Source organism: Virgibacillus natechei, assembly GCF_026013645.1.
GTDB classification, from domain to species: domain Bacteria; phylum Bacillota; class Bacilli; order Bacillales; family Amphibacillaceae; genus Virgibacillus_L; species Virgibacillus_L natechei.
In genome coordinates this window covers 36,410-56,850 of sequence record NZ_CP110224.1, presented here as the reverse complement: position 1 = coordinate 56,850, position 20,441 = coordinate 36,410, and the positions used below count along the sequence as shown (strand labels likewise).

Annotated in this window: 41 protein-coding genes, 1 tRNA gene and 1 pseudogene; 7 read left to right on the top strand and 36 right to left on the bottom strand. The window is 37.3% G+C overall.

Annotated elements, in window-relative coordinates:
* The 15 genes from OLD84_RS00360 to OLD84_RS00290 all read right to left on the bottom strand — a co-directional run bounded on the left by OLD84_RS00360 (position 1) and on the right by OLD84_RS00290 (position 8,312).
* Complete coding sequence (locus OLD84_RS00360; protein ID WP_209464625.1) at positions 1–735, bottom strand: NUMOD4 motif-containing HNH endonuclease; 735 nt, start codon at positions 733–735, stop codon at positions 1–3.
* Positions 736–1,233: a dUTP diphosphatase gene (locus OLD84_RS00355; RefSeq protein ID WP_209464626.1), complete on the bottom strand. Its 498-nt coding sequence runs from the start codon at positions 1,231–1,233 to the stop codon at positions 736–738. It lies immediately after the preceding gene.
* Positions 1,230–1,601: a hypothetical protein gene (locus OLD84_RS00350; protein ID WP_209464627.1), complete on the bottom strand. Its 372-nt coding sequence runs from the start codon at positions 1,599–1,601 to the stop codon at positions 1,230–1,232. The genes OLD84_RS00355 and OLD84_RS00350 overlap by 4 nt, the downstream gene beginning before the upstream one ends.
* A 13-nt stretch (positions 1,602–1,614) precedes the next feature.
* Positions 1,615–1,782 (bottom strand): hypothetical protein, encoded by a 168-nt coding sequence (locus OLD84_RS00345; RefSeq protein WP_209464628.1) that lies wholly within the window; start codon positions 1,780–1,782, stop codon positions 1,615–1,617.
* Between the two features lie 201 nt (positions 1,783–1,983).
* A complete protein-coding gene (locus OLD84_RS00340) occupies positions 1,984–2,370 on the bottom strand; it encodes a hypothetical protein (RefSeq protein WP_209464629.1) in 387 nt (128 codons plus the stop codon).
* The gene (locus OLD84_RS00335; RefSeq protein ID WP_209464630.1) at positions 2,367–2,645 is read right to left on the bottom strand and encodes a hypothetical protein; all 279 of its coding nucleotides are present in this window, start codon (positions 2,643–2,645) and stop codon (positions 2,367–2,369) included. Before OLD84_RS00335 ends, OLD84_RS00340 begins: the two co-directional genes overlap by 4 nt.
* Positions 2,638–3,033, bottom strand: a complete 396-nt coding sequence (locus OLD84_RS00330; RefSeq protein WP_209464631.1) for a hypothetical protein — start codon at positions 3,031–3,033, stop codon at positions 2,638–2,640. The genes OLD84_RS00335 and OLD84_RS00330 overlap by 8 nt, the downstream gene beginning before the upstream one ends.
* A gap of 211 nt (positions 3,034–3,244) precedes the next feature.
* A complete protein-coding gene (locus tag OLD84_RS00325) occupies positions 3,245–3,694 on the bottom strand; it encodes a YopX family protein (protein WP_209464632.1) in 450 nt (149 codons plus the stop codon).
* A 127-nt stretch (positions 3,695–3,821) separates the two neighbouring features.
* On the bottom strand, positions 3,822–4,643 hold the full coding sequence (locus OLD84_RS00320) for a DNA-methyltransferase (RefSeq protein WP_209464633.1): 822 nt from the start codon (positions 4,641–4,643) through the stop codon (positions 3,822–3,824).
* 128 nt (positions 4,644–4,771) lie between these two features.
* Positions 4,772–5,233, bottom strand: coding sequence for a hypothetical protein (locus OLD84_RS00315; protein WP_209464634.1), 462 nt, complete (start codon positions 5,231–5,233; stop codon positions 4,772–4,774).
* 13 nt (positions 5,234–5,246) lie between these two features.
* On the bottom strand, positions 5,247–5,666 hold the full coding sequence (gene ssb, locus OLD84_RS00310) for a single-stranded DNA-binding protein (RefSeq protein WP_209464635.1): 420 nt from the start codon (positions 5,664–5,666) through the stop codon (positions 5,247–5,249).
* Positions 5,659–6,081 (bottom strand): hypothetical protein, encoded by a 423-nt coding sequence (locus OLD84_RS00305; protein WP_209464636.1) that lies wholly within the window; start codon positions 6,079–6,081, stop codon positions 5,659–5,661. The genes ssb and OLD84_RS00305 overlap by 8 nt, the downstream gene beginning before the upstream one ends.
* The gene (locus OLD84_RS00300) at positions 6,078–7,319 is read right to left on the bottom strand and encodes a replicative DNA helicase (protein ID WP_209464637.1); all 1,242 of its coding nucleotides are present in this window, start codon (positions 7,317–7,319) and stop codon (positions 6,078–6,080) included. The genes OLD84_RS00305 and OLD84_RS00300 overlap by 4 nt, the downstream gene beginning before the upstream one ends.
* Positions 7,316–8,083, bottom strand: a complete 768-nt coding sequence (locus OLD84_RS00295; protein ID WP_209464638.1) for a hypothetical protein — start codon at positions 8,081–8,083, stop codon at positions 7,316–7,318. The genes OLD84_RS00300 and OLD84_RS00295 overlap by 4 nt, the downstream gene beginning before the upstream one ends.
* Before the next feature lie 4 nt (positions 8,084–8,087).
* Positions 8,088–8,312, bottom strand: coding sequence for a helix-turn-helix domain-containing protein (locus tag OLD84_RS00290; RefSeq protein WP_264917252.1), 225 nt, complete (start codon positions 8,310–8,312; stop codon positions 8,088–8,090).
* Positions 8,313–8,455: 143 nt separating this feature from the next.
* Here OLD84_RS00290 and OLD84_RS00285 point away from each other — a divergent pair, with 143 nt between their 5' ends.
* A complete protein-coding gene (locus OLD84_RS00285; RefSeq protein WP_209464640.1) occupies positions 8,456–8,671 on the top strand; it encodes a helix-turn-helix domain-containing protein in 216 nt (71 codons plus the stop codon).
* Between the two features lie 140 nt (positions 8,672–8,811).
* Here OLD84_RS00285 and OLD84_RS00280 read toward each other — a convergent pair whose 3' ends face one another.
* The 17 genes and pseudogenes from OLD84_RS00280 to OLD84_RS00205 all read right to left on the bottom strand — a co-directional run bounded on the left by OLD84_RS00280 (position 8,812) and on the right by OLD84_RS00205 (position 14,437).
* Positions 8,812–9,225 (bottom strand): hypothetical protein, encoded by a 414-nt coding sequence (locus OLD84_RS00280; RefSeq protein WP_209464641.1) that lies wholly within the window; start codon positions 9,223–9,225, stop codon positions 8,812–8,814.
* On the bottom strand, positions 9,222–9,539 hold the full coding sequence (locus OLD84_RS00275) for an HNH endonuclease (protein ID WP_209464642.1): 318 nt from the start codon (positions 9,537–9,539) through the stop codon (positions 9,222–9,224). Before OLD84_RS00275 ends, OLD84_RS00280 begins: the two co-directional genes overlap by 4 nt.
* 13 nt (positions 9,540–9,552) lie before the next feature.
* Positions 9,553–9,786: a hypothetical protein gene (locus OLD84_RS00270; RefSeq protein ID WP_209464643.1), complete on the bottom strand. Its 234-nt coding sequence runs from the start codon at positions 9,784–9,786 to the stop codon at positions 9,553–9,555.
* Positions 9,787–9,800: 14 nt separating this feature from the next.
* Positions 9,801–9,971, bottom strand: a complete 171-nt coding sequence (locus tag OLD84_RS00265) for a hypothetical protein (protein ID WP_209464644.1) — start codon at positions 9,969–9,971, stop codon at positions 9,801–9,803.
* A 27-nt stretch (positions 9,972–9,998) separates the two neighbouring features.
* Positions 9,999–10,664 carry an ERF family protein gene (locus OLD84_RS00260; RefSeq protein WP_209464645.1) on the bottom strand — a complete coding sequence of 222 codons (666 nt, stop codon included), beginning with the start codon at positions 10,662–10,664 and terminating at the stop codon, positions 9,999–10,001.
* A complete protein-coding gene (locus OLD84_RS00255; RefSeq protein WP_209464646.1) occupies positions 10,657–11,196 on the bottom strand; it encodes a host-nuclease inhibitor Gam family protein in 540 nt (179 codons plus the stop codon). The genes OLD84_RS00260 and OLD84_RS00255 overlap by 8 nt, the downstream gene beginning before the upstream one ends.
* Positions 11,189–11,407 carry a hypothetical protein gene (locus OLD84_RS00250; RefSeq protein WP_209464647.1) on the bottom strand — a complete coding sequence of 73 codons (219 nt, stop codon included), beginning with the start codon at positions 11,405–11,407 and terminating at the stop codon, positions 11,189–11,191. Before OLD84_RS00250 ends, OLD84_RS00255 begins: the two co-directional genes overlap by 8 nt.
* Positions 11,404–11,613: a hypothetical protein gene (locus tag OLD84_RS00245; protein ID WP_209464648.1), complete on the bottom strand. Its 210-nt coding sequence runs from the start codon at positions 11,611–11,613 to the stop codon at positions 11,404–11,406. Before OLD84_RS00245 ends, OLD84_RS00250 begins: the two co-directional genes overlap by 4 nt.
* Before the next feature lie 44 nt (positions 11,614–11,657).
* Positions 11,658–11,807 carry a hypothetical protein gene (locus tag OLD84_RS00240; protein WP_209464649.1) on the bottom strand — a complete coding sequence of 50 codons (150 nt, stop codon included), beginning with the start codon at positions 11,805–11,807 and terminating at the stop codon, positions 11,658–11,660.
* Between the two features lie 2 nt (positions 11,808–11,809).
* Positions 11,810–12,034, bottom strand: coding sequence for a hypothetical protein (locus OLD84_RS00235; protein WP_264917251.1), 225 nt, complete (start codon positions 12,032–12,034; stop codon positions 11,810–11,812).
* A gap of 21 nt (positions 12,035–12,055) precedes the next feature.
* Positions 12,056–12,121, bottom strand: a pseudogene (gene sinI, locus OLD84_RS19400) (DNA-binding anti-repressor SinI); the annotation flags it as partial.
* Positions 12,122–12,217: 96 nt separating this feature from the next.
* Entirely contained in the window at positions 12,218–12,481 is a 264-nt protein-coding gene (locus OLD84_RS00230; RefSeq protein WP_209464651.1) for a hypothetical protein, read from the bottom strand.
* An 87-nt stretch (positions 12,482–12,568) separates the two neighbouring features.
* A complete protein-coding gene (locus OLD84_RS00225) occupies positions 12,569–12,847 on the bottom strand; it encodes a helix-turn-helix domain-containing protein (RefSeq protein ID WP_209464652.1) in 279 nt (92 codons plus the stop codon).
* Positions 12,848–12,960: 113 nt separating this feature from the next.
* A complete protein-coding gene (locus OLD84_RS00220) occupies positions 12,961–13,245 on the bottom strand; it encodes a helix-turn-helix domain-containing protein (RefSeq protein WP_209464653.1) in 285 nt (94 codons plus the stop codon).
* Positions 13,246–13,449 carry a hypothetical protein gene (locus tag OLD84_RS00215; protein WP_209464654.1) on the bottom strand — a complete coding sequence of 68 codons (204 nt, stop codon included), beginning with the start codon at positions 13,447–13,449 and terminating at the stop codon, positions 13,246–13,248.
* The gene (locus OLD84_RS00210) at positions 13,449–14,195 is read right to left on the bottom strand and encodes an antA/AntB antirepressor family protein (RefSeq protein ID WP_209464655.1); all 747 of its coding nucleotides are present in this window, start codon (positions 14,193–14,195) and stop codon (positions 13,449–13,451) included. The genes OLD84_RS00215 and OLD84_RS00210 overlap by 1 nt, the downstream gene beginning before the upstream one ends.
* Before the next feature lie 11 nt (positions 14,196–14,206).
* Positions 14,207–14,437, bottom strand: coding sequence for a helix-turn-helix transcriptional regulator (locus OLD84_RS00205; RefSeq protein ID WP_209464656.1), 231 nt, complete (start codon positions 14,435–14,437; stop codon positions 14,207–14,209).
* 123 nt (positions 14,438–14,560) lie between these two features.
* On the opposite strand from OLD84_RS00205, the gene OLD84_RS00200 reads away from it, so the two are divergent.
* The 4 genes from OLD84_RS00200 (at position 14,561) to OLD84_RS00185 (ending at position 17,061) form a co-directional block, all read left to right on the top strand.
* Entirely contained in the window at positions 14,561–14,947 is a 387-nt protein-coding gene (locus OLD84_RS00200; protein ID WP_209464657.1) for a helix-turn-helix domain-containing protein, read from the top strand.
* Positions 14,948–15,415 carry a hypothetical protein gene (locus OLD84_RS00195; protein WP_209464658.1) on the top strand — a complete coding sequence of 156 codons (468 nt, stop codon included), beginning with the start codon at positions 14,948–14,950 and terminating at the stop codon, positions 15,413–15,415. It begins immediately after the preceding gene.
* 70 nt (positions 15,416–15,485) lie between these two features.
* Positions 15,486–15,941 carry an ImmA/IrrE family metallo-endopeptidase gene (locus OLD84_RS00190; protein ID WP_209464659.1) on the top strand — a complete coding sequence of 152 codons (456 nt, stop codon included), beginning with the start codon at positions 15,486–15,488 and terminating at the stop codon, positions 15,939–15,941.
* Complete coding sequence (locus tag OLD84_RS00185; RefSeq protein ID WP_209464660.1) at positions 15,913–17,061, top strand: site-specific integrase; 1,149 nt, start codon at positions 15,913–15,915, stop codon at positions 17,059–17,061. Before OLD84_RS00190 ends, OLD84_RS00185 begins: the two co-directional genes overlap by 29 nt.
* A 101-nt stretch (positions 17,062–17,162) precedes the next feature.
* Here the strand turns inward: OLD84_RS00185 and OLD84_RS00180 are convergent.
* Positions 17,163–17,235 (bottom strand) — tRNA-Arg (locus OLD84_RS00180).
* A 134-nt stretch (positions 17,236–17,369) separates the two neighbouring features.
* Here OLD84_RS00180 and OLD84_RS00175 point away from each other — a divergent pair.
* Both OLD84_RS00175 and OLD84_RS00170 read left to right on the top strand, forming a co-directional pair.
* Positions 17,370–18,059, top strand: a complete 690-nt coding sequence (locus OLD84_RS00175) for a deoxynucleoside kinase (RefSeq protein ID WP_209464159.1) — start codon at positions 17,370–17,372, stop codon at positions 18,057–18,059.
* A complete protein-coding gene (locus OLD84_RS00170) occupies positions 18,025–18,708 on the top strand; it encodes a deoxynucleoside kinase (RefSeq protein WP_209464158.1) in 684 nt (227 codons plus the stop codon). Before OLD84_RS00175 ends, OLD84_RS00170 begins: the two co-directional genes overlap by 35 nt.
* A gap of 76 nt (positions 18,709–18,784) precedes the next feature.
* On the opposite strand, the gene OLD84_RS00165 is transcribed toward OLD84_RS00170, so the two are convergent.
* From OLD84_RS00165 to proC, 3 genes are all read right to left on the bottom strand, one after another.
* A complete protein-coding gene (locus tag OLD84_RS00165; protein ID WP_209464157.1) occupies positions 18,785–18,967 on the bottom strand; it encodes a hypothetical protein in 183 nt (60 codons plus the stop codon).
* Between the two features lie 253 nt (positions 18,968–19,220).
* Complete coding sequence (locus OLD84_RS00160; protein WP_209464156.1) at positions 19,221–19,517, bottom strand: TIGR04104 family putative zinc finger protein; 297 nt, start codon at positions 19,515–19,517, stop codon at positions 19,221–19,223.
* A 12-nt stretch (positions 19,518–19,529) separates the two neighbouring features.
* Positions 19,530–20,345, bottom strand: coding sequence for a pyrroline-5-carboxylate reductase (gene proC, locus OLD84_RS00155; protein WP_209464155.1), 816 nt, complete (start codon positions 20,343–20,345; stop codon positions 19,530–19,532).
* Positions 20,346–20,441: the final 96 nt, after the last annotated feature.

Here is a 20,441-nt window from a genome sequence, read left to right as displayed (position 1 = left end):
TCACCCCTTAATATGCGGATTTTGATAACTCCATTTATATCCTCCTGCTGTCTTTCCGAGTCCAGCGACACAATGCCTGATATTACTTAATCCTAATTCTCTTTCGGCAATCCCTACCCCTTCAAATGCATTTATGGCAATGTTGGTTTTAGGGTCAATCTGGTAAACTCTTTTCCGTCCAAATCCCTTGTTTACATTATTCTTTCGCTTTTCGATGCATTCTTCACTATATTCATCCTTATACATCCATGAATATCCACTAACGAAATTTCTCTCCCAATTGCACACTCTCCATATTCTGACGCTGTCGATCCCTGTTTCTCTTCCAGCTACTTCGACATTATCGAATTCCCTTATAGGCACGAAAGAATCTTTATCCAACATTAGCACTGGTTTTATCCCGTTTCCTAAAACATATAGAGAATGGTTTACATTTTCTTTTTGAGTGACCATTTCTAAATTTTTAATAATATTGTTAGCCTTATTTCCATCTTTGTGATTAACAGAATAGCCTTCTTTAAATTCTCTTAAAAACGATTCAGCAACAAGGCGATGAACGAATACTTGTTTTAATTTGCTTTCTTTCATAAGATTAACTCTCACATATCCGGAATGATTGAAAAATGTTTTCAATATAAGCGGTTTATCATTATCTTTAAAAGAAAGCATTCTCCCTTTATTACTGACCATGTATTCTCCTTCGTGCCCCTTGACGTATCTCCATAATTCAGTCATTTAATACACCCCTGATTCCTGCCTGGCATAATTGACTTCGTTTTTACTCATGTAAGCATCAATTATTTGATCTGTGGTAAATCCTAATTTCTCACCAAACAATAGATAGTGATGCATTAATACGTTATACATTGGTTTAGGAACATTCATTTCTGGTAAAATACTGATAGCGTTTTGTATTCCGAATACTATTTTTTTCATATCATGCGCTTCTGGTCTGTCATACTCGTAATCTGTGATATTGAGGTCATTTCCAATTGATAACAGGAAGTGGATCCCGTCGACAAATTCCTCTAATGCTTTTTCCTTGTTCATTTCTTTGTTACTCCAATACTTGAATAAGAAAGGTAATTCTTGCAAAAGTTCATTAAACTCTACCTGTAATGCGATAATTCTTTCAAGCTTGTAATCCTTCATATCGATTCCTTTGCTCTCTCCGATGTAATTATCTAACCCTGATTGTATTTTCGACAATCTCTTGTATTGTTCGTTGTTCATTGGTTGTCCTCCTCAATGGTCCATTTTCCGTCAATTAAATCTAATAAGCCTACAGGTTCACCTAAAGCCTCTTGAATCCCTTTCAAGGACAAGAACTGGCTAACTTTAACTAATGTCCCAGAAAAACTAATTCTAACTATCTTTCCGTTATCCAACGCCGTCATTGCTTCTTCAAAAGATACATAGTTTGGCAGGATGAACCATTTGGTGTTACTCACCCTTTCATTAACAATCATGGCGCCTTGTGGATGGTCTATGTGCACAAATTCACCGCTTGGTTTTTTTGTGATTTGCATTGTTCCGTTTACATTTTCCGCAACTTCCCCGACCTTCAATTTATCTATCATTTCACCAGTAGTTAAATTCATTGTTTTTCCTCCCTCAACTAAAATTAAAAAATAGAGACACTGCCAAAGTCATAGCAATTACATCGTCTAATTTTCTTGGTGTTATTTTTCCGTAAATTAATTTCTCAGCACCTACCCAGGCAACGGCTACACCGCAATAGATAAAGAATATCCAAATTGTATTAATTAGTACTTCCAACATGTCATAACCTCCCTAAAAATACTTATTAGAATCACTCTCAACATCCACATCTAAAGCCCTAGCAGTCGCCAACTTCCTCACTAATTCGTTTTACGTATAATGATCGTTTTCATAGCTTCCGACCTTCTCCAGTTGCTCCATAACATGCTTGCGTTTAAAGCCATCATGCGTATCAACTGTTTTCAATGTGATTACCTCCGATTAGGATATTTCTTTCTTCCTTTGTTTCTGAACAGGGTGAGTAGCTGCATATTCATATGATCGTCCGTACATATTCACGCGAGAATTAAACGTACCTAAACTTATGCCGTTTTCTTTTGCCACTTTTAACCATCTTTGCCGTTCGCTTGGCGGTTTTTGACTTACGGGAACTGTAGCAGCGTCCTCAAATGACCAAAACAGAGAATAATACCTATAATCAAATGTCGATTTTTTTATTCCGTTCTCTAACGCTATTTTTAGCCATTTAGAACGACCTTTGTTGATTGGCGCTTTTATAGATCTATCTAGAGTCCAGCCTCGTGCTAATCTTGCATTTAACGCCTGTTCGCTTATTCCGTTCTTTTCTGCAATATCGTAAGGAGTCATTTCTTTGCCTCCAATAATTTATTATTAGATCCCCGAACCTCATAGAGATAGCTTTTAAGGTCATGTACAGCTTTATAATCAATTAACCATTCATTCCTGCTGATTCCTTTCAAAGCATCAAACACGGTCGGGAAATAACCCTTCAACTGCCACTTACTTATATTTTCTTTCTCGAAAGGGTTATATGTTTCTTCAAATCGTTCTACAATTACATTCATGCTGTCATATTCTTTAATACGGACGTTATCTATTGTTAGTAGGGTTTGTTTAGTCATCTCGATCCCTCCCCAATGCTTCACGTGCTACAAATTTTATTGATTCCATGAGTTCGCTTTCGTACAACCTTTCCACTGCTATATGCTCTAATGCCTGCTTGTAGCGCTGATTCCGATAATAAGCAACCTCATACCATTGAATAACTTCTTCTAAATTTTGTTTATATAGCTGGTTTAGTCCTTCCAATTCCTTCACACGATACTGCAACTCGCTAGTCTCTTCCATGTAAGATTTAAGGGAATCCTTATACTCGTCGATTAACTTTGCTTGCTTGATAAGATAACTAATGTCGTTCGGGTGGCTAAAATTAACCATTTTACCGTTTTTAAGTTGCTCTTTTCGTTTTTCGTGCGTTTTAATTATGTGTTCTAGCTGTTCAGTCATCATTCACCCTCCAATTTATCCTTCAAATTCCTATTCTTCTTCCTGACTCGCTCCCATTTTTGCTTGTAATCATGCCTAGATTGACTTAATCTATTATTCTCTTTCCGTAGTTCCTTTATTTCTTTAATATAGCTATCTCTCAATAGAGTTTTAAGCTTTTTGGTAGCTATGGTCTTTTGTGTGTTTAAAGCTTCTTGGAGGCGTTGTTTGGCGTTCATGTGTTGTCCTCTAGTAGTTCTGGATTTTCGTAGATATTCCCAATCACTTCAACATCCGTACATTTACACTTTGTATGAATATCAACTGTTGCACCCACATAACCATGCAATGGCGTTTCTCCAATAAAAAATCCTGCGTAATCATCCCTGAAGACTACTTCTAAATATTCACCAACAGTTCGCTTCGGCATATCTGATCCAATAAGAGATATAATAACCGTTCTATATAAAATATCCCCTTCATAAATAGCCTCGCCGACCTGGTCTTTTAATCCTGTATATTGCATAATCTCAAATCGCCTTTTCCAAGTACCTTCCTCATCATAAGTAACCCCCAAATATTCTGGTGGACAATAAACATTAAAATAAATCATCTGTTTTATTGGTTTGGGTATCCATCCGTTTTTAGTTGCCTTATCCCACGCTCTAAATTTAATTTTCCTCATACTTCACCCTCCTATTATTAAAGCCGCAAAATATAACTAAAATTATCTACCTTGCTATTAAACGTTTCTATCCGTGTTAATTTATCGCCGTCTGCTGTTTTGGTGGTTGTTTCACGTACAAATATTTTCATGGGTTACCTCCCATGACTTCCGCCAACTCTATCTGTTCAGCCCTGCTTATATGTTCAACGTCCAAGAGTGTTTCTTTTGCTTTATCATAAAATTCTTTTTCTATTTCAAAACCAAAGCTGTTACGATTTAGTTCATATGCAGCTCTTAAAGTAGATCCACTTCCCGCGACAGGGTCAACTACCACATCACCTTCATCTGTGAAAATTTCAATCAATTCTTTTAGTAAATTTACAGGTTTTTGTGTTGGGTGAACCTTTGGGTATTCTTTAGCCTTGTCTCTCTTCCATTCGAACCAGTTTTTTATCATTCGCCCTTTTTGATCTTCTGTTTTTCCGTTTCTGAACTTTGGTAGCTTATCTCGATATAAAACAACGGCATGTTCAGTTGCGCCCACAATTTTCATATTTGCTTTTAAAACTTGGGAACTCGTATTTTTAACAAAGAACAGTGGATACGACTTTTTAAACCCGTACTTCTTACCATATTCCTCAATCATAGGAATCTGTTGATGCGAACAGAATACAATCATTGCCGGCGCTTGGTTTTTTGCTTTTGGCTCTTTCTTTAATAACTTACTGCAAAAATGCATGTACTCAGCTAGATTGAAATTTTCATCTGTTTTAAAAAATGATGTGTTTGCCAGTTTGCTTTCACCATTTTTATTGTCACCGTCCACATACCATTGATTGCTAGACGCATAAGCGTTGTTTCCTAAGTTATAGGGGATATCCGCTATGACAAGTTGAGCCCTCGGAATGTTATACCCTTTAAAATTTTGAAAATGATCGCGGTGTAACTCCATTTTTGTTTTTACCATTGTTAACCTCTCCTTTTACCAATTTTTAAATGCGGAATAATATACTGACTGCCAATATTTCGATAACCTCGGATCAAATTTATTGTTCGTGCTGCCTTTTCTGTATTTGCTGATTTTCCATTTAATGATCATTTTCCAATCACCATTTTTCCGATTTCTGATTTTGTCATAGGCCTTGTTGTGGAAGCTTTTTCTTTTGACCAACCCAATCTCCGCCTTCGGTAGTACGTTTCCACAGACACTTTATATTTCTTTAAATTCGTGTTAATCCAATCAGGTCTTCTTTTGATTCTTTTTCTCATTTCGGCACTCCATTGCTTTTTGCATTGGACTGGCTTTGTTGCAGCTTCCTCTTGTGTCATTCCGTTGCGCACCCTTGTCGTGAATGTCGGATATGGTATATCGTTCTGTTTCGCCACCGCAGACCATTTTTCAAAGTTATTCTTATGTGCTTTTACTGACTTCGTTATCGCTGTTTCTTTATCCCAGCACAACGTTCTGACTCGCTCATCCACAAGACGTCTAGGGATGTCGTTTTTCTTAGCTATTTCGTATTCATCTGGCGTGATATAAAAATCGTATAGTTTCATATTCAATTCCTCCTTAGAACGGTAGGTCATCATCTGAGATATCTATTGGTTCACCGTTTTTCTCGAATGGATCGTTATTTGGTTTTTCTTGATTCTGGCTATTTTCCTGCTTGTTCTTCGATTCCAGGAATGCCACTTGATCTGCAACAACCTCAGTAATAAAAACACGCTGACCTTCTTTGTTTTCGTAATTTCGTGTTTGGATTCTTCCGGAGACACCAACCTGACTTCCTTTACTCATGTATTGCGCTGTTAACTCCGCCCCCTTTTGAAATTGAACAACATTTATGAAATCAGCTTCTCTTTCACCTTGTGAATTTTTAAAAGGTCTATTGCAAGCCACTGTGAAGTTTGCAACGGCTGTCCCTTTTTCCGAATATCTAAGTTGTATGTCCTTCGTAATTCTTCCAACAATATTTACTGAATTAATCATGAAATCCTCCTAGTATACCTATTTTCTTATTTTTAACGAGTGTTCTAACCGTCATATCCCTGTCTTCAAAAGACATTACGTTGTCCTCGTCACAAGTTTTTATATCCGTTGCCTCCACCAAATTTTCATTCGCAATACGTCTGGCTTGTATTTCGCTGTGAGCCAAAATATATAGATAAGTAAATTTTTCTGACTTAATTTCATACAAGTAAGGCCTGTACCGCATATTCATTTTCTTTTTGTAAGCAAAAAGTTCTTTGTTCATGCGCACGTTATGCTTCTCTTTAAAATACAAATCCAGTTCATTTACATCATCCGACATGCTCAAAACCTGCTTTTCCAACGTCAAGAACATGATAAGTGCTTGCAAGTCCGTGTATTCGTTCGACTGTTCAAAAAGTTCTTTTATCTTCAATGCAAATCCCCCATTTTCCCAGTCGCCTTATTGTAATAAACCTTAACCGAACCTGTTGGCCCGTCCCTGTGCTTAGCTACAATTACCTCTAGTTCATCATCCGGGTTTTCTTGATTGTAATAACTGTCACGGTACAAGAACATAACCATATCGGCATCTTGCTCAATGCTTCCAGATTCCCTAATATCACTTAACATAGGGCGCTTGTCCTGCCTCGATTCAACACCTCGTGATAGTTGGGCTAGTGTGATAACCGGGCAATCGTATTCTTTAGCCATTGCCTTCAATCTTGCGCTTATATCGGATACTTTGGCATGATCTGAATGAAATGTACCTGCGTTGTTAATTAGCGTCATGTAGTCAATCAAAACAATTATTTGCTTGCCTTCATGTTTCTTCTTGGCTTTCCTTATTTTTGAACGGATGTACTGGATTGTTTGCATTGGCTTGTCATAAATCTCAAAATCCAGTGTATATAATGCGTTAACGGCTTTTTTCCATTGTTCTTTTTTGCTTTCAATTAGCTTGTTCGGGTTTTTCGTAAGGAATAAATTAATATTTCCAACAGTAGCTATTAGGCGTCTTAGTAAACTTTTCTCTGACATTTCCAACGAAAACATAAGAGGCACTTTGTCATTTTGCGCTGCACTTAGAGCGAATTTAAGCATTGTAGCTGTTTTTCCCATACTAGGACGCGCTCCCATCACATAACTGTTTTGGTTTTGAAATCCTCCTGTCAAGCTATCAAGATCACTCAATCCGCTAGGTGTTCCTGTTTCCTTCTTTTCGTGATACGGTTCATCATGCATATCTTTCAGTGTTTCATTCTTATCTGGCTCGTCCGAAAATCCAACATCATCCAATTGTTGCAATTCGCTTATCAATTCTTGGTTATCTTTATCGCTTTTGCTTAGCCACGACTTGATAATCCGTTCTGATTCACGCTGCTTAAACTGGTCGATGAATTCACGCTCATATGATTCAAAATGTTCAACGTCTCCGGTCATTTCTAGTTTTGTTATGAAGTCAGGGCCACCTAATTGTTGTATGTAGTCATAGTTGGTAGATAGCAAGGTAACCTGGTCAACTGCTTTGTTATCCTGTGCAAGCTTCATCATGGATTCATAGACTATTTTGTTTTGTTCCTCGGCAAAGTGACTTTTGTTTATTACTGTTTCTTTAAGCAGGGTATTATCCTTGAGAAAACACCCTAGTATTTCTTTTTCTAGGTAACTCAATTAAAAAACCCCACTTCTTTAAGCATCTGTTCATGTTCTAGTTGCTCTTTTGATTTTTGAAATCCTTTTGTTGGCTTTGCTTGTTTGATTTCTTCTGTTGAGAAGTTACTCTTTGGATCAACTTCATCCAAAAACCTAATTACGTTGTTCGGCTTCATGAACTCCTGGTATGTCCATTTATGTGTCCAGTAATATTTTGTACTTGAGAGTATTTCCGTGTAGTTATCTATGGCTTTCAATAATTCATCAATTGAATAATCTTCTAATCTTGCTTTAGTAGAACTTTTCATTGCTTGGTTCATTCTTTTATGTTTGATGATTCCTTGTTCGTTCCAGTGATCGTAAAGCGCATATATATCTTTATCATTCTTAGTTAATTCATTCTTAGTACTATCATTCTTAGTAGCGTAGCCATTTCCTACATCTACATTTCCTACATGTTCATTACCTACATGTACAAAATCGGCAAGTAGAGGATTCTCGTATACTATCGTTTCCCACCTAACGATCCTGCTACCTTCCCTAATAGGTTTTCTTTTTACATAGCCATTATCTTTTAACTCTTGGAAACCAGTTCGAAATGACTTTTCTCCATCGGTTGAATGCGTCATTACCTCATCGAGATAAAATATCCAATCATCGGGCTTTGACAGCATGTAAGCGATTATCCCCTTAGCTTTCCAAGAAAGACTTTTATCATTTAAAGGCGTTTTGTCCATTACTACAAAGTTTTTGTTTTTCTCAACCCTCATGATTCCTGACATTCGATCAACCTACTTCCTGCATGTCTTCAAACACAATCAGATCTCCAGTTTCGCAATTAAAGTACTCACATAGCTTTGCTATCGTTTCGAAATCAATTCGTCTAGTTTGTCCATTTATAATTTTATATAAGGCCTTGCCTGAAATATTGGTTTCCTGTGCCACTTCGGACACTGTTCTAACTCTCTTTCGAGCCATTAGAGAATATAAATTTATTGTTATCTTTCGCATGTAAATCCCTACCTTCCATATTTATAGTGTACCATCAATGGGTATTCCTATGCAACCCATAGGTATTGAAAAAGTTCCAATTTATCACAACGGGTATAAAAATGACGTCATTATGTGTATAATAGGTTGTGAGGTGATAAGTGATGGTAGTAAAGAACAACCTACGAGTCATGATGGCTCAACACAAAATGAATATACAAGATGTTTCCGTAGCCACTGGCTTAAGTCGTAAATCAGTAAGTAAGCTATATCATGAAATATCAATACAAATTACATTTGACGTAATGGAAAGGTTATGTGATCTGTTTGAATGTGATCCCGGAGACCTTCTATTTATCGAAAAGGAATCTCGCAAATAGCATAATACTTACCAATTTCCCGGACAGTATAGCCGGGATAACGCATTAAATACTCAGATACCAACTGTTTGAAATGCGCTTTATCCTCGGCTTGTGTCCATATCCATTTGGGCAAAATAATTTTTGTTGGGTTTAATATCTTATCCTGCATTTAGATCATTCGCCTTCTTGTATTCTTCCAACGCAGTACGTTCATCCCGTCTTAACGCTATGATTAGATTGTCCGTAGATTTAAATAGATTCTGCCATTTACGGGATTCTGCTTTCGCTTCTGCTTCTTTCATCCGCAAATCGTATGTTTCCATTTCTGCTGTTGATTCTTTGTTTGAAATTGTTCCTTCTGTTTCTTGCTTGATTTCAGCTTGTTTATGCTTCCTTTGGGCGTAAGTCGCTCCATAGGTATAAAGAGCATCTGCATCAAGGTGACCTATCACCATTTGAGCTTGTGAATATAGTCTGATAGTTTGGTTTAGATCAGCTAAATGTTCTGGATTCAATTGTTCTATTTCTTCATATATTTGTTTTAATCGTTTTTGTGATCCTTGATTACTCATAAGTCGTAAACATCCTTATAGAAATCCGGGCCATATTCTTCGGCTGCCCACCCAATCCAATAATTAGCTATATCGTTGTTCGAATGTGCTTTCCTATGGCATTCATTGCATAGAGTTAATCCGTTCTTCATAACCCCTCGACCGCCGCGCGATTTAAAATATATATGGTGTATTTCCTCTCCTTGCCCTCCACATTGGCGACATCTGCCCTCATCACGTTCATAAATTTTCATTCGTGTACTTTTACTAAATTCTCCCCTCGCAGATCGCTTGGGCGCTTTCCTTTTGTGTTGCGGCTTAGGTATTGCTGGCATTTTTATCCCTCCTTCAATCGTAATTACCGTTTTCATCCTTACTCAGCATGATATTTAGAGAAACGTCATACACCCATTGACCCTCGTTGTACAAGGTTAATTCTGCATCATCGTAGTTATAAACTTTTCCGTAGTAACTTATATGTCCGCCGTTTTGTAAAGGTTCGATTTCAACATATTCAGCGATCATAAAAGTGAACTCGCTCTCTGCGTGCATTAAAATAGGTTCTTCTAATTTTGTTATCATGTTATCCCTCCTAGTTAGTCATATCCGTTTATTGATGCCCAGTTCGACGATGAATAAAGTTCGTACAAATCTATGTTCCTTTGAATATAAAGCCTTGCTTCTTCCTTGGTGTAACCTTCGAATCTTTCGCTAACAAAATCCTCGATTTCTTCGATAAAGATTAACTGTTCTATTGTTGCTCTCAATTCCCATTCCTCCTATGAAGCAAAGGGCTATGCCCCCTGCTTCTCTTCATCCTTGTTTAGTATTTTAATAGCCGCACTCGCTTCTTTTGGTGTCCAATTTTCCATATTGTTTTCAGTTTTAATGCGCTTTTTTAGTAGGTCATGAAGCTGTGATTCATTGAATTTTTCTGTGACATTATCCTTGATTAGCTTCTTGACAAAGTTCAATTGCTTGTCCGATGCTTTCTGTGGTTGATTCGGCTTGCTTTTATCTCCGTTTTGTTGATTCTGTTCATTGGGATCATTCTCTGGATCATCGCCTGTGGGGATCATAAATGCTTTCATTAAAGCGTATTTTTGCGCCCCAGTGATTGCTTTGTATACTGCTTTGTCTCCTGCATCCTGCCCTTCACCCGCGCTGTGAATGGATATTTCTTCTCCAGTTTCACCGTCAATGAAGGTAAATTTAACCTTGACTGTGGCGATATATTCGACATTCCCTTTCCTGTTTTGGTGCTCCCGTGTAGTGTGTTCCACCACATCAGGGAGCATCATTACACTTTGTTCAGCTAATACTTCACGTACTCTTTCAGCTACATCAGATTCAGTCGCGTATTTGTATTTGTTGAAATTGTTAAATCCTTTTTTCTCGATATACTTAACTTCCTTCATAACGTTTGCTAGTTTTTTGACAAGCTTTCTTTCTTCAGTCATCAGTCGCCACCTCGAATTTCTCTTCTTGATCTACCACAGTCACACCGTCAAGTAATGCACCTGTTTCTGTGTCTATCAATCGCCCGTTTTGTTCGACAAACGACTTCTTGACATCGGATTTGCTAGGAGTCTCCTTTACTGTTATAAGGTCGTGACGTCCCAAGGCTTTAAGTGACATCATTAACGATTCGTCATTATAAACGTACTTAGGTTGCTGTTTTTTAAAGCGTATACGTCCGTTCGGCAATTTTTGAGACTTCCATTTCGGATCTGCTTCACGCTTCGATAATGCATAATAGGATAGTAGACCTTGAAAATAATCAATGCTTTGTTGCGCCTTATCATTTTCTGATTTGTTCCATGCTTCTAATTTCTCGATTTCTTCAACAGCTAATTTATTGTTAGCTTCCTTTTGCTGTTGATGCTGTTTAATCTTTCGTAAAGCCCAATTCGCGGCATTATCATCCTTAATGGTAAATGCTTCATTTTCCACCTGTTCCTGCTCGTCCAGGTAATCGTTTAGGTTAGTCATTTTTAAATTCCTCCAATTCATCTTCTGCTTTTTCCAACTCTTCCAACCTGTCCTTATCGACTAAAACAGAGTCTGTTAGATTAACTTCAAGCTGAACCTCTTTCATATGTGACGTTTCTTCTACATCAAATGAATGATTATCGATTTCATTATCTAAATTCAATTGAACCTCCGATTTCATGATCCATATCGCAATGTAATAATCTTTCAACTAACTCTCTTACAGTCATCGTTTAATTCCTCCCCAAATAGTTTGTTAGATTCTTGCATGAAATCATCAAAATAGTAGCTGTACACTGTTTCTAAATCATCATGCGACCCTTTCACTGCTATATAGCTAGAAACCATGCCAAACGCTTCTAAATCGCTGTATCCTCTATTGCGAAAATCCTTGTATTTGCTGACAAATTTGTTCATTGCTTTTCCTCCTTAAGTCCCTTATAATAAAGGGACGAGATGTTTTAATAGATTTCCTTCTTAGCCTGTTTGCGCAGGCTATTTTCTTTCATCCACTCAATCGGATCCCAATATTCGCCTGGATATTCTTTTAATTTTGGTTGCGGTTCTGCGTAGCCTGTCCTCTCGATTTTTTCAACGTCTGGATGATCCATATTTATCCCTCCTCGTCTATAAAGTTGATTATTTCAAATTCATTTTTCCATCCTTTGACAACGCTAACTTGGCTTTCTAATTTGTAAGAAGTCCTTTTAATCCCTTCAAATTTTGATAAAAGATTATAAGCCTTCTCTTTTGAGGGATTCGTGTGATTGTAAACGTCGATTTTAAGCCCCATATCCAACAATTCACCTACCGTGTAATCTCTATAATTCTTTTGCATGTTGCTACCTCCTAAAAAGTTTTTCACCTCTTGTTTAGTTATCCCTTGCTCCCTTGCTTGGCTGATTAATTCCTTCCAATCCTGCATATTAGTACCTGCCTAACAGATCGTGTAATGCATAAAGATTTACTATATAAAGCGCTATTCCTGCGATGATTCCTACCCTTGATATTAATTTCATGCTCATGATGTACCCCTCATTTCGTGTATCATTTTATCTATTGCCATTTGACCCTCAGCTTGTTTGATTTCAAACCAAGTCTGATCGACCTTGCGTTTCGTTTCTTGCATCCTTTCAAGTGCATATAGTGATCGTGTTGCATCTTCGTAATATGCTGCTGACTTTGCGTAATTCTCTTTTTTAAATTCCTTTTCTGCCAGGTCAGCGCAATAATGGAAACATTCAAGTTCGTTTTGTGCTCGGTTCTCATCTACTTTTAAAAACATGTTAATCCTCCTAAAAATGGTTTATTAATATAGCTATAAATGGAAATGCGCCTAACAAAACTAAGTAATTATCATTTGCTTTTTTGTTCATAAGAATATCCCTCCTAATGTCATGAATACCATCCCTATTGACTGCACAAAGTCAGATGCCATAAGTGCAACGTCTTGTCCGTAAATGAATCCCATCATCACGTCTGGATTATTCGTAATCCTGCACCAGTTGACTAAATCCGTTGCGCGCAGTTCTAGCTTGTTTGTCTCTAGCTTTGATATGCTGCTTCGTGACTTGTGTAATTTGAGCGACATTTCTTCTTGACTTATCCCCGATTCTTTTCTCATGCGCTGTAAGACTGCCCCGAATTCCATTGTTATCACCTCCTAATGTTCACCGATTGAACATCTTTTTCTTGTGCAAGGAGCGAACAGTATTTTCATGATGACTGATTTATAATGTAGTTACTGACCCTCTTAATAGATTGCTAGATTGCTTTACTTGTTTGTTGCTCGATCCAGTTCATCAAGGCATTGTACGGAATCCGTATCTTGTTACCCTCCTTGATACACGGAAAGCCGTTAACCTCTGATTGCTGGCATAATTCGTATGTTGCCGTACGTCCTATACGTAGAATCTCGGCTGCTTCCGGTACTTTTAGGAATCTAGGTATCTCGTTGTAGCCGTGTGATTCTAGTAGTCGTTCAATGTCTTTTAGGTGTTTTTCGTTTTCTTCTTTGATGATTTGGCGTATTGCATCTTCGAATGACATTTATTTCACCACCTTTATATAACATCCGTTGCAAAAGTAGCTTGTTCCAACAAAATCACTGCCGCGGTTGATGATATCTGCGATTTCTTCCGGCTCAAGTTGGTGTTCCTTTCCGCAGGTTGGACAGAATGTTATGATTTCATCTTCGTATAATTCGGCTATCAATGTTCTGCTGTCACCTAAAGAAAACTTATGATAAAGCACTAGATCAACTCCTTATTGGTTAAAAATGTCTGCTGATTTAACATTTTGTCAGCTACTCTTACCGCATCTTCTAACCTGCCGGACATAGACAGATATTGCGGTGCCGTAATGCTTTTTAATCCGTGCTTAGTTTGGAAGTTTTTCATCAAAGTTTTTATATTGGTTCTATAAGAGTTGTTGAAGGATCTCCTAAAATGCCTCCAAGCTTCCGGAAAAGCAATTCCGTTTTGTGCCGCGTACTTTCTTATCATGTTGTTTAAACGTTGTTGAAGATCGCCTAATTGATCTATTTTGTCGTAATTGTCCATTCGATGCTTTAATGCTTCATTTTCTTGCTTGATCTGTTTTATGTCTTTTTCTTGCATAACCATCTGATTAATGGTTCCTTGCAAAATTTCGAGTTGAGTTTTTGGTTGTTCAACTTTTGACTGCTTTTCTACTTGAATAAAATATTTTCGAATTGCTCGTCCTTGTTCATTGTTTTCAACCATTGCTACTTCTTTCGCTGTATCTAGCAAAAGTAAATATTCAGTTGAAGGACGGCCGCCAGTACTTTTTGATAAAGTTGTCAAAAAGTCTTCTCCTTCAATAAATCCATAATTGTCAATTCGCCGCTTTATCCAGTTTACAAATTCTTGTTTACTGAAAAGTTGTTGATGCAACTCCCTGGCGCTAACTAATTTTTCTCCAGTATCTTTTTCATAAACAGGTAGAACTTCATCGGCAATTGTTTTTAATTGATTCATTTACATACCTCCTAGATAATTTGTTTCTCGTTCTGTAAATCTTGTATAACAACATTAGTAAAAAAAATATCGCGTGGATCTTTATCTAACGATCTAGCGATTTCCAACATTGTAATACCGCTAGGCTCTGAATCATGAAGCTCAATTTTTGTTATAGACTGGCGTGAAATGTTTGTCCTTCTCGATAATTCGGATATTGACATTCCGCGTTCTTTTCGAATTAGTCGTAATTTGTTATTCATGTTTAACACCTCCTACATTCATAATGTAACACATGTATAACAAACCTGTCAATAAAGATTTACAAAAAGATTATTTCTTTTTTTGATTACATGATGTAAAGTGTGAATTACAGGGGTGAAAGCATGTCTGATATTGGAAGCTTACTAAAAGAATTAAGGGGAAAAGAATCATTAAGAGAAGCTAGTAAACGCATCGGGATTAGTCATACTTACTTAGATACAATTGAGAAAGGTCATGACAAACGATCGGGAAAAGAGGTGAAACCAACACCAGACACGTTAAAGTTGATTGCTAATGCCTATCATTATTCCTATGACAAACTTCTTGTAATGGCAGGTTATATAGAAGAAAGGGAATCCGATGACGAAAAAGCTGCAATCATGGACAAAATAGCAAATGAATTTCCAGATGCTGACCTTATGTTTAATGATTTGGCTCATATGACGGCAGAACAATTAGAAGATGTGTACGAATATATTAAATTCAAGCAAAGTAAAAGGGGGGATTGAATGAAGAAAATACCATTCATTATGATTATGTTCATAACTTTGATTGGATGCTCGGAATCAGAAGCAAGAGAAGGGATTCCTATAGAGGAAATTGAAGAAAATTGGGAAGTCGGACATATCAACCACGATTTAGAATTAGGAGATTTCAACGATGAAAACCTAGCAAGGATCGGAGAAGAACCCAATCTTTTAATGGGGGTAGACGATCCAGAAAATGTTACTCAAGTACAAATTATATCAAGAAACGGACACACATCTGATCACTTGGATAAAATGATATCCTTAATGGGGACGTTAATAGTAACTCTTGATGATGACATGACAATGAGTATAGACGACATTGGTTATATAGAAGATTGGCTAATAAACAATGAAAATAAAGACATGAACGATCACTCTTATAGGGTGGACGGAGATATAAACGATACACATTATATATATGCCAATATTAACAGCAATAAAGAATAGATGTGCATTAACTTGTACATCTTATTTTTTTAAACATAAAGAGCGTGCATTCTATTATTAGGGGGACAACATGAATTATACAATTACGGAAGATTGTATTCGTGAGTTGTACAGGTCATTAAAAATTAGTGACGCTGGTCAGTTAGAAATAAACAATATAGCAGATAAATTAGATTTGAAAGTTTGTTATGCAAATGTCAGTTTTCGTTTTGAAAATATCATTGTTCTCAAAAGTTCAAATAAAGAAAGAGAGTGGCAGGAATTTGGTCATGAATTGGCCCATTATTTAGGACATACTGGAAATCAAGCAAAGATGTATTATATGTTTCGTGATTTGCAGGAGGATCAGGCCAATCATTTTGCTTATCATTTTTGCGTACCTACTTTCATGCTACAAAAAGAAAGGAATTTAACAGTATATAGAATCATGAATCTATTTAATGTAGAGTATGAATTCGCTTTCAATAGATTAGAGATGTACGAAAGGAAGATGATCGATGCAGGGGTCTATAATCAAGCGAGGTAACAAGTATTCATTTGTAATTAATCTAGGCCGTGATCCTGTTACTAAGAAAAGAAAACAGAAAAGAGTGTCAGGTTTCACAAGTAAGAAAAAGGCACAGGCGGCCATGAATGATGTAATCAATGAGTTAAATAAAGGTAGTTATGTAGAGCCATCCTCTGAGACGTTAGGGGATTACTTGGATGATTGGCTTAAGCACAAGGAAAAACGTATAGCGCATAGCACATACCTACATTATAAGTCATATTTAAACAATCACATTAAGCCTGCGCTTGGCAACGTCAAAGTGTTTGATTTAAAGCCTAGGCAGGTGCAGTCTTTTTATGATTCCTTGCTAGAAAAAGGAGATTTGTCAGAGCGGTCTGTACATCACATCCACCGTATTTTATCTAACGCATTGGAAAAAGGTGCTCGTATAGGCGATATACAAAGCAATGTGGCAAAGGCTGTTGAACCTGCTACGGTACGAAAAAAGGAAATGAACTTCTGGGATATGGATATATTAAGCGACTTTTTAGATGCCACTAGGCAGGAAGCGCATTATATATCCTGGTATCTTGGGGCTTTTACAGGAATGCGGCAAGGTGAAATACTTGGCCTTAAATGGGATTGTGTGGACTTTGAGAACAAAACCATTCATGTGCGACGGGCATTAAAGCGAGATAACGATAAACACATCATAGCTGATTTAAAAAACAACGCAAGCTATCGCACCATTGCGATATCTGATTCGGACGTATTCGAGCTAAAAAAACACCATAATGAACAAAAAGAAATTAAGATGAAAATTGGCAAGGATTATCACGATTATAATCTAGTAGTAGCAACTGGTAGTGGAAATTATGTATTGCCATCTAACATTTGGAGATCGTTTAACAGATGCATAGAAAGATTAGAGGTAGAGCGCATACGATTTCACGATTTAAGGCACACACACGCGTCTATGTTGTTTTCGTTGGACGTACATCCTAAAATTGTGCAAGAGCGTTTAGGGCATTCTTCTATTACTGTCACCTTGGATACTTACTCCCACATGCTACCAAACATGCAAGAAGCTGTTGCGGAATCACTAGAATCTGCTTTCAAAAAAGAGACGAAAAACAAGAACAAAGAATCGCTTTAGCATGGTAAAGGTGACCAATCGGTGACCAATTTGGGATTTTGGCATAAAAGTAGCAAGGTCGCGAAATGCTGTAACCCTTGCTACGACTGACTTTTTATAGATGGCCCCGGCAGGATTCGAACCTGCGACGCATGGTTTAGGAAACCAACGCTCTATCCCCTGAGCTACGGAGCCAATTTAAAGTAACACTACTCATTATACAAAAATCCCATGCTGTTGGGAAGTGTTATTTTTTTCAGTTAGAAGATTGTCTCATTCTATGATAAAATAAAATACATCTGTCCAAAATTTTGATTGGAGGAGTAGCTATGGCAGAAGTCCCATTCATTGCAATTGAAGGGCCGATAGGTATCGGCAAAACATCCCTCGCAAAAAAACTTTCTGCCCATTTTGATTTTCATTTATTAAAAGAAATCGTCGAGGAAAATCCATTTCTCGGCAAATTTTATGATGACATTGAAGCATGGAGTTTTCAAACAGAAATGTTCTTTTTATGCAATCGGTTCAAGCAATTAGAGGAAATTGAAACGAAATTCCTGAATCATAATAAAGCAGTTATTGCTGATTATCATATATCAAAAAACATGATTTTTTCAAAACGTACATTACAAGCGGATAAATTTGAGAAGTATGAGCAGATTTATCACATTTTGACTAGTGACATGCCTGTCCCAAATATGATGATATACTTGCATGCGAGCCTTGATACACTAGTTGAGCGTGTCCGCCGACGTGGTAGGGATGTGGAGCAAAACATGAAGCCATCCTATCTGGCACAACTCGCGCAAGACTATGAGGATTACATGAACGAATTTGAGGTCATGCACCCAGACATACCGGTCATACGAATTAATGGAGATGAGATCGATTTTGTGCATTATCAGGACGATTTAAATCGTATTATTGAAGAAGTCCACACACAGCTCAACCGAACGGTAAACGATTATAGAGGAGAACAAATCAATGAATTTAAGAGAAAAATACCAAATTCCAAATGATAGTATCATAACAGTAGCAGGTACGGTTGGTGTCGGTAAATCAACCATGACAGATGCGTTGGCAAACGCATTGCAGTTTAAAACATCCCTAGAAAAGGTAGATAAAAACCCTTATTTGGAAAAATTCTATGCCGATTTTGAACGTTGGAGCTTCCATTTGCAAATTTATTTTTTAGCGGAGCGGTTTAAGGAGCAAAAGAAAATATTCGAATATGGCGGTGGATTCATTCAGGATCGCTCCATTTACGAGGACACAGGAATTTTTGCGCGTATGCATTACGATAACGGCACCATGTCCAAAACAGATTATGAAACATATAAAAATCTATTTGATGCCATGGTTATGACACCATATTTCCCACATCCGGACTTACTCATTTACTTAGAGGGTACATTTGATGAAATCGTAGAACGAATTCACGAACGCGGACGCGAAATGGAGAAGAACACGCCGATTTCCTACTGGGAAGAAATGTATACACGTTATGAAAATTGGGTTAATAATTTCAATGCCTGCCCAATTTTACGGATTAATATTTCGGATTACGATTTAATGAAAAAAGAAGGATCGATTGAGCCCGTTTTGGAGAAGGTCGGGCATTTTATCCAGCAATCGAGGCGATGGAAATCTAGGGAAATGATGAAGTAGTTGGATGGAAGCCAATATTAGCAATGAAATTTCCTCGCTAAATAATATTCAATAAAACGTGGTGTCTAGAGCTATTCTATTCACCACGTTTTATTGACTCCATAATTTTTAAAACGTCTTCATATTGGGTATTAGTTCTTTTCATTTCATTCTGCGTTTTCTGTCTGAGTTTCGAAAAAGTACTGGATTGGGGAATACTTTTATCATGTTTCGCTTCTACTGTAGCATGCATATCTTTTTCCTCCCCACCTATACACATACGCCTCACATCCTTCCAGTAAAAAATACAAGATTAGATAATTTAATCGCCTACTTTATCCATAACGGCTTCAAATACAACTCCGTCTGTTGTTTGAACTTTAAAAGGTTCAATTATTTCATCCAAACCTATCTTAATTTAAGGATCCTTTTCCAATAGAAAATATAATTCCCAATTGTTCCAATCATTTTTATCCCCTTTGATGAATAACTTCAGGAAAGATTCCCACAAACACACTAGAAAAATCTCCCATTCACCATAATGCCTCTTTATCCTTACTTAGTTCGATAAAATAGGGTGTTACTGAAAAAATAGTTAATGCTAAAATAAGCACTGTAATAAAAATCCATAGACTGGATAAATCAAGAAATGTGCCAAGAAATATGACTAAAGGTAATAGTATCAAATTAAATAATCCGATTTTCTTCCCACCCTTAGAAGACGGAAAATTCCTTTCCTCACAGAAAGGACAAATCATCCTCACACGGAAGAACTGCTTCAATGTATCCTTATATCTCCACTGCATTCCACAATGAGCACATGTCGGCATATAGAACTCCCCTTATTCATTCTCTCCCAATTCTATCGAGCGATCTCGTGCGCTTTTCACGCATTGCCTAATGGTTTCTTCAAAATGATGCTGATCTAAAGCTTCGATACCGGCGGCAGTTGTTCCTGCCGGGCTGGTGATTTTATCTCGTAAAGTAGATGCGGATTCACCGGAATGTTGGAGCATTTCACCTGCACCAACGACGGTTTGGGTAACAAGCGTACGGGCAACCTCTTGGTCCAGTCCCGCTTCAACAGCTGCTTTTTCCATTGCTTCCACTAAATAATAAATATATGCAGGCCCACTCCCAGAGATGCCTGTTACGGTGTGCATATCATTTTCATCAACAATTGTTGTGGTACCAATCGTATTAAATAGAGTCTCCGCTTGTTCTAGATGTTCATTCGTAGCATATTTTCCAGCTGAAATAGCGGTTGCTGAATAACCGATAGATGCAGAGGTATTTGGCATGGTACGCACTACTGGTGTATTACCTCCGAATAAATTGGATATATAATCAGTAGAAACCCCCGCAATCACAGAAATAAGTAAATGGTTAGGACGAATATAGGGTTTAATAGACTCTACAGCTTTTTGCAGGTCATATGGTTTGGTAGCAAGAATAATAATATCCGTTTCATGTGCTACTTTTTCTTTATCCATGATACTCCGGATATCATATTTCTGTTGAAGCTGCTCTACACGCTCTCGATTATTTTTATTCGTAACAATAATTTGTTCCTTATTTAAAATCTCAGCCTTTACGACTCCCGAAATAATAGCCTCGGCCATCGATCCTGCACCAATAAATGCAATATTTTTATTCATATATATATAACCACCTTTTGCCGAAAAGTAATCCGTCCACATTAATTAATAATTTACATAAGTATGCAATATAAGAGCTTTTATTACAATTGTCAA

Bases quoted from the DNA above. Each gene is read 5' to 3' on its own strand.
- OLD84_RS00290 (WP_264917252.1), bottom strand. From the start codon at position 8,312: ATGCGAAAGATAACAATAAATTTATATTCTCTAATGGCTCGAAAGAGA.
- OLD84_RS00360 (WP_209464625.1), bottom strand. From the start codon at position 735: ATGACTGAATTATGGAGATACGTCAAGGGGCACGAAGGAGAATACATG.
- OLD84_RS00210 (WP_209464655.1), bottom strand. From the start codon at position 14,195: ATGAATCAATTAAAAACAATTGCCGATGAAGTTCTACCTGTTTATGAA.
- OLD84_RS00350 (WP_209464627.1), bottom strand. From the start codon at position 1,601: ATGAATTTAACTACTGGTGAAATGATAGATAAATTGAAGGTCGGGGAA.
- OLD84_RS00235 (WP_264917251.1), bottom strand. From the start codon at position 12,034: ATGCAAAAGAATTATAGAGATTACACGGTAGGTGAATTGTTGGATATG.
- OLD84_RS00245 (WP_209464648.1), bottom strand. From the start codon at position 11,613: ATGAACAAATTTGTCAGCAAATACAAGGATTTTCGCAATAGAGGATAC.
- OLD84_RS00200 (WP_209464657.1), top strand. From the start codon at position 14,561: ATGTCTGATATTGGAAGCTTACTAAAAGAATTAAGGGGAAAAGAATCA.
- OLD84_RS00320 (WP_209464633.1), bottom strand. From the start codon at position 4,643: ATGGTAAAAACAAAAATGGAGTTACACCGCGATCATTTTCAAAATTTT.
- OLD84_RS00205 (WP_209464656.1), bottom strand. From the start codon at position 14,437: ATGAATAACAAATTACGACTAATTCGAAAAGAACGCGGAATGTCAATA.
- OLD84_RS00275 (WP_209464642.1), bottom strand. From the start codon at position 9,539: ATGCCAGCAATACCTAAGCCGCAACACAAAAGGAAAGCGCCCAAGCGA.
- ssb (WP_209464635.1), bottom strand. From the start codon at position 5,666: ATGATTAATTCAGTAAATATTGTTGGAAGAATTACGAAGGACATACAA.
- OLD84_RS00330 (WP_209464631.1), bottom strand. From the start codon at position 3,033: ATGATGACTGAACAGCTAGAACACATAATTAAAACGCACGAAAAACGA.
- OLD84_RS00260 (WP_209464645.1), bottom strand. From the start codon at position 10,664: ATGACTGAAGAAAGAAAGCTTGTCAAAAAACTAGCAAACGTTATGAAG.
- OLD84_RS00170 (WP_209464158.1), top strand. From the start codon at position 18,025: ATGAATTTAAGAGAAAAATACCAAATTCCAAATGATAGTATCATAACA.
- OLD84_RS00240 (WP_209464649.1), bottom strand. From the start codon at position 11,807: ATGGATCATCCAGACGTTGAAAAAATCGAGAGGACAGGCTACGCAGAA.
- OLD84_RS00160 (WP_209464156.1), bottom strand. From the start codon at position 19,517: ATGCCGACATGTGCTCATTGTGGAATGCAGTGGAGATATAAGGATACA.
- OLD84_RS00325 (WP_209464632.1), bottom strand. From the start codon at position 3,694: ATGAGGAAAATTAAATTTAGAGCGTGGGATAAGGCAACTAAAAACGGA.
- OLD84_RS00255 (WP_209464646.1), bottom strand. From the start codon at position 11,196: ATGACTAACCTAAACGATTACCTGGACGAGCAGGAACAGGTGGAAAAT.
- OLD84_RS00345 (WP_209464628.1), bottom strand. From the start codon at position 1,782: ATGTTGGAAGTACTAATTAATACAATTTGGATATTCTTTATCTATTGC.
- OLD84_RS00165 (WP_209464157.1), bottom strand. From the start codon at position 18,967: ATGTGTATAGGTGGGGAGGAAAAAGATATGCATGCTACAGTAGAAGCG.
- OLD84_RS00230 (WP_209464651.1), bottom strand. From the start codon at position 12,481: ATGTTTTTAAAAGTAGATGAGAACCGAGCACAAAACGAACTTGAATGT.
- OLD84_RS00185 (WP_209464660.1), top strand. From the start codon at position 15,913: ATGCAGGGGTCTATAATCAAGCGAGGTAACAAGTATTCATTTGTAATT.
- OLD84_RS00195 (WP_209464658.1), top strand. From the start codon at position 14,948: ATGAAGAAAATACCATTCATTATGATTATGTTCATAACTTTGATTGGA.
- proC (WP_209464155.1), bottom strand. From the start codon at position 20,345: ATGAATAAAAATATTGCATTTATTGGTGCAGGATCGATGGCCGAGGCT.
- OLD84_RS00285 (WP_209464640.1), top strand. From the start codon at position 8,456: ATGGTAGTAAAGAACAACCTACGAGTCATGATGGCTCAACACAAAATG.
- OLD84_RS00295 (WP_209464638.1), bottom strand. From the start codon at position 8,083: ATGTCAGGAATCATGAGGGTTGAGAAAAACAAAAACTTTGTAGTAATG.
- OLD84_RS00270 (WP_209464643.1), bottom strand. From the start codon at position 9,786: ATGATAACAAAATTAGAAGAACCTATTTTAATGCACGCAGAGAGCGAG.
- OLD84_RS00175 (WP_209464159.1), top strand. From the start codon at position 17,370: ATGGCAGAAGTCCCATTCATTGCAATTGAAGGGCCGATAGGTATCGGC.
- OLD84_RS00355 (WP_209464626.1), bottom strand. From the start codon at position 1,233: ATGAACAACGAACAATACAAGAGATTGTCGAAAATACAATCAGGGTTA.
- OLD84_RS00315 (WP_209464634.1), bottom strand. From the start codon at position 5,233: ATGAAACTATACGATTTTTATATCACGCCAGATGAATACGAAATAGCT.
- OLD84_RS00340 (WP_209464629.1), bottom strand. From the start codon at position 2,370: ATGACTCCTTACGATATTGCAGAAAAGAACGGAATAAGCGAACAGGCG.
- OLD84_RS00280 (WP_209464641.1), bottom strand. From the start codon at position 9,225: ATGAGTAATCAAGGATCACAAAAACGATTAAAACAAATATATGAAGAA.
- OLD84_RS00220 (WP_209464653.1), bottom strand. From the start codon at position 13,245: ATGTCATTCGAAGATGCAATACGCCAAATCATCAAAGAAGAAAACGAA.
- OLD84_RS00335 (WP_209464630.1), bottom strand. From the start codon at position 2,645: ATGACTAAACAAACCCTACTAACAATAGATAACGTCCGTATTAAAGAA.
- OLD84_RS00225 (WP_209464652.1), bottom strand. From the start codon at position 12,847: ATGGAATTCGGGGCAGTCTTACAGCGCATGAGAAAAGAATCGGGGATA.
- OLD84_RS00190 (WP_209464659.1), top strand. From the start codon at position 15,486: ATGAATTATACAATTACGGAAGATTGTATTCGTGAGTTGTACAGGTCA.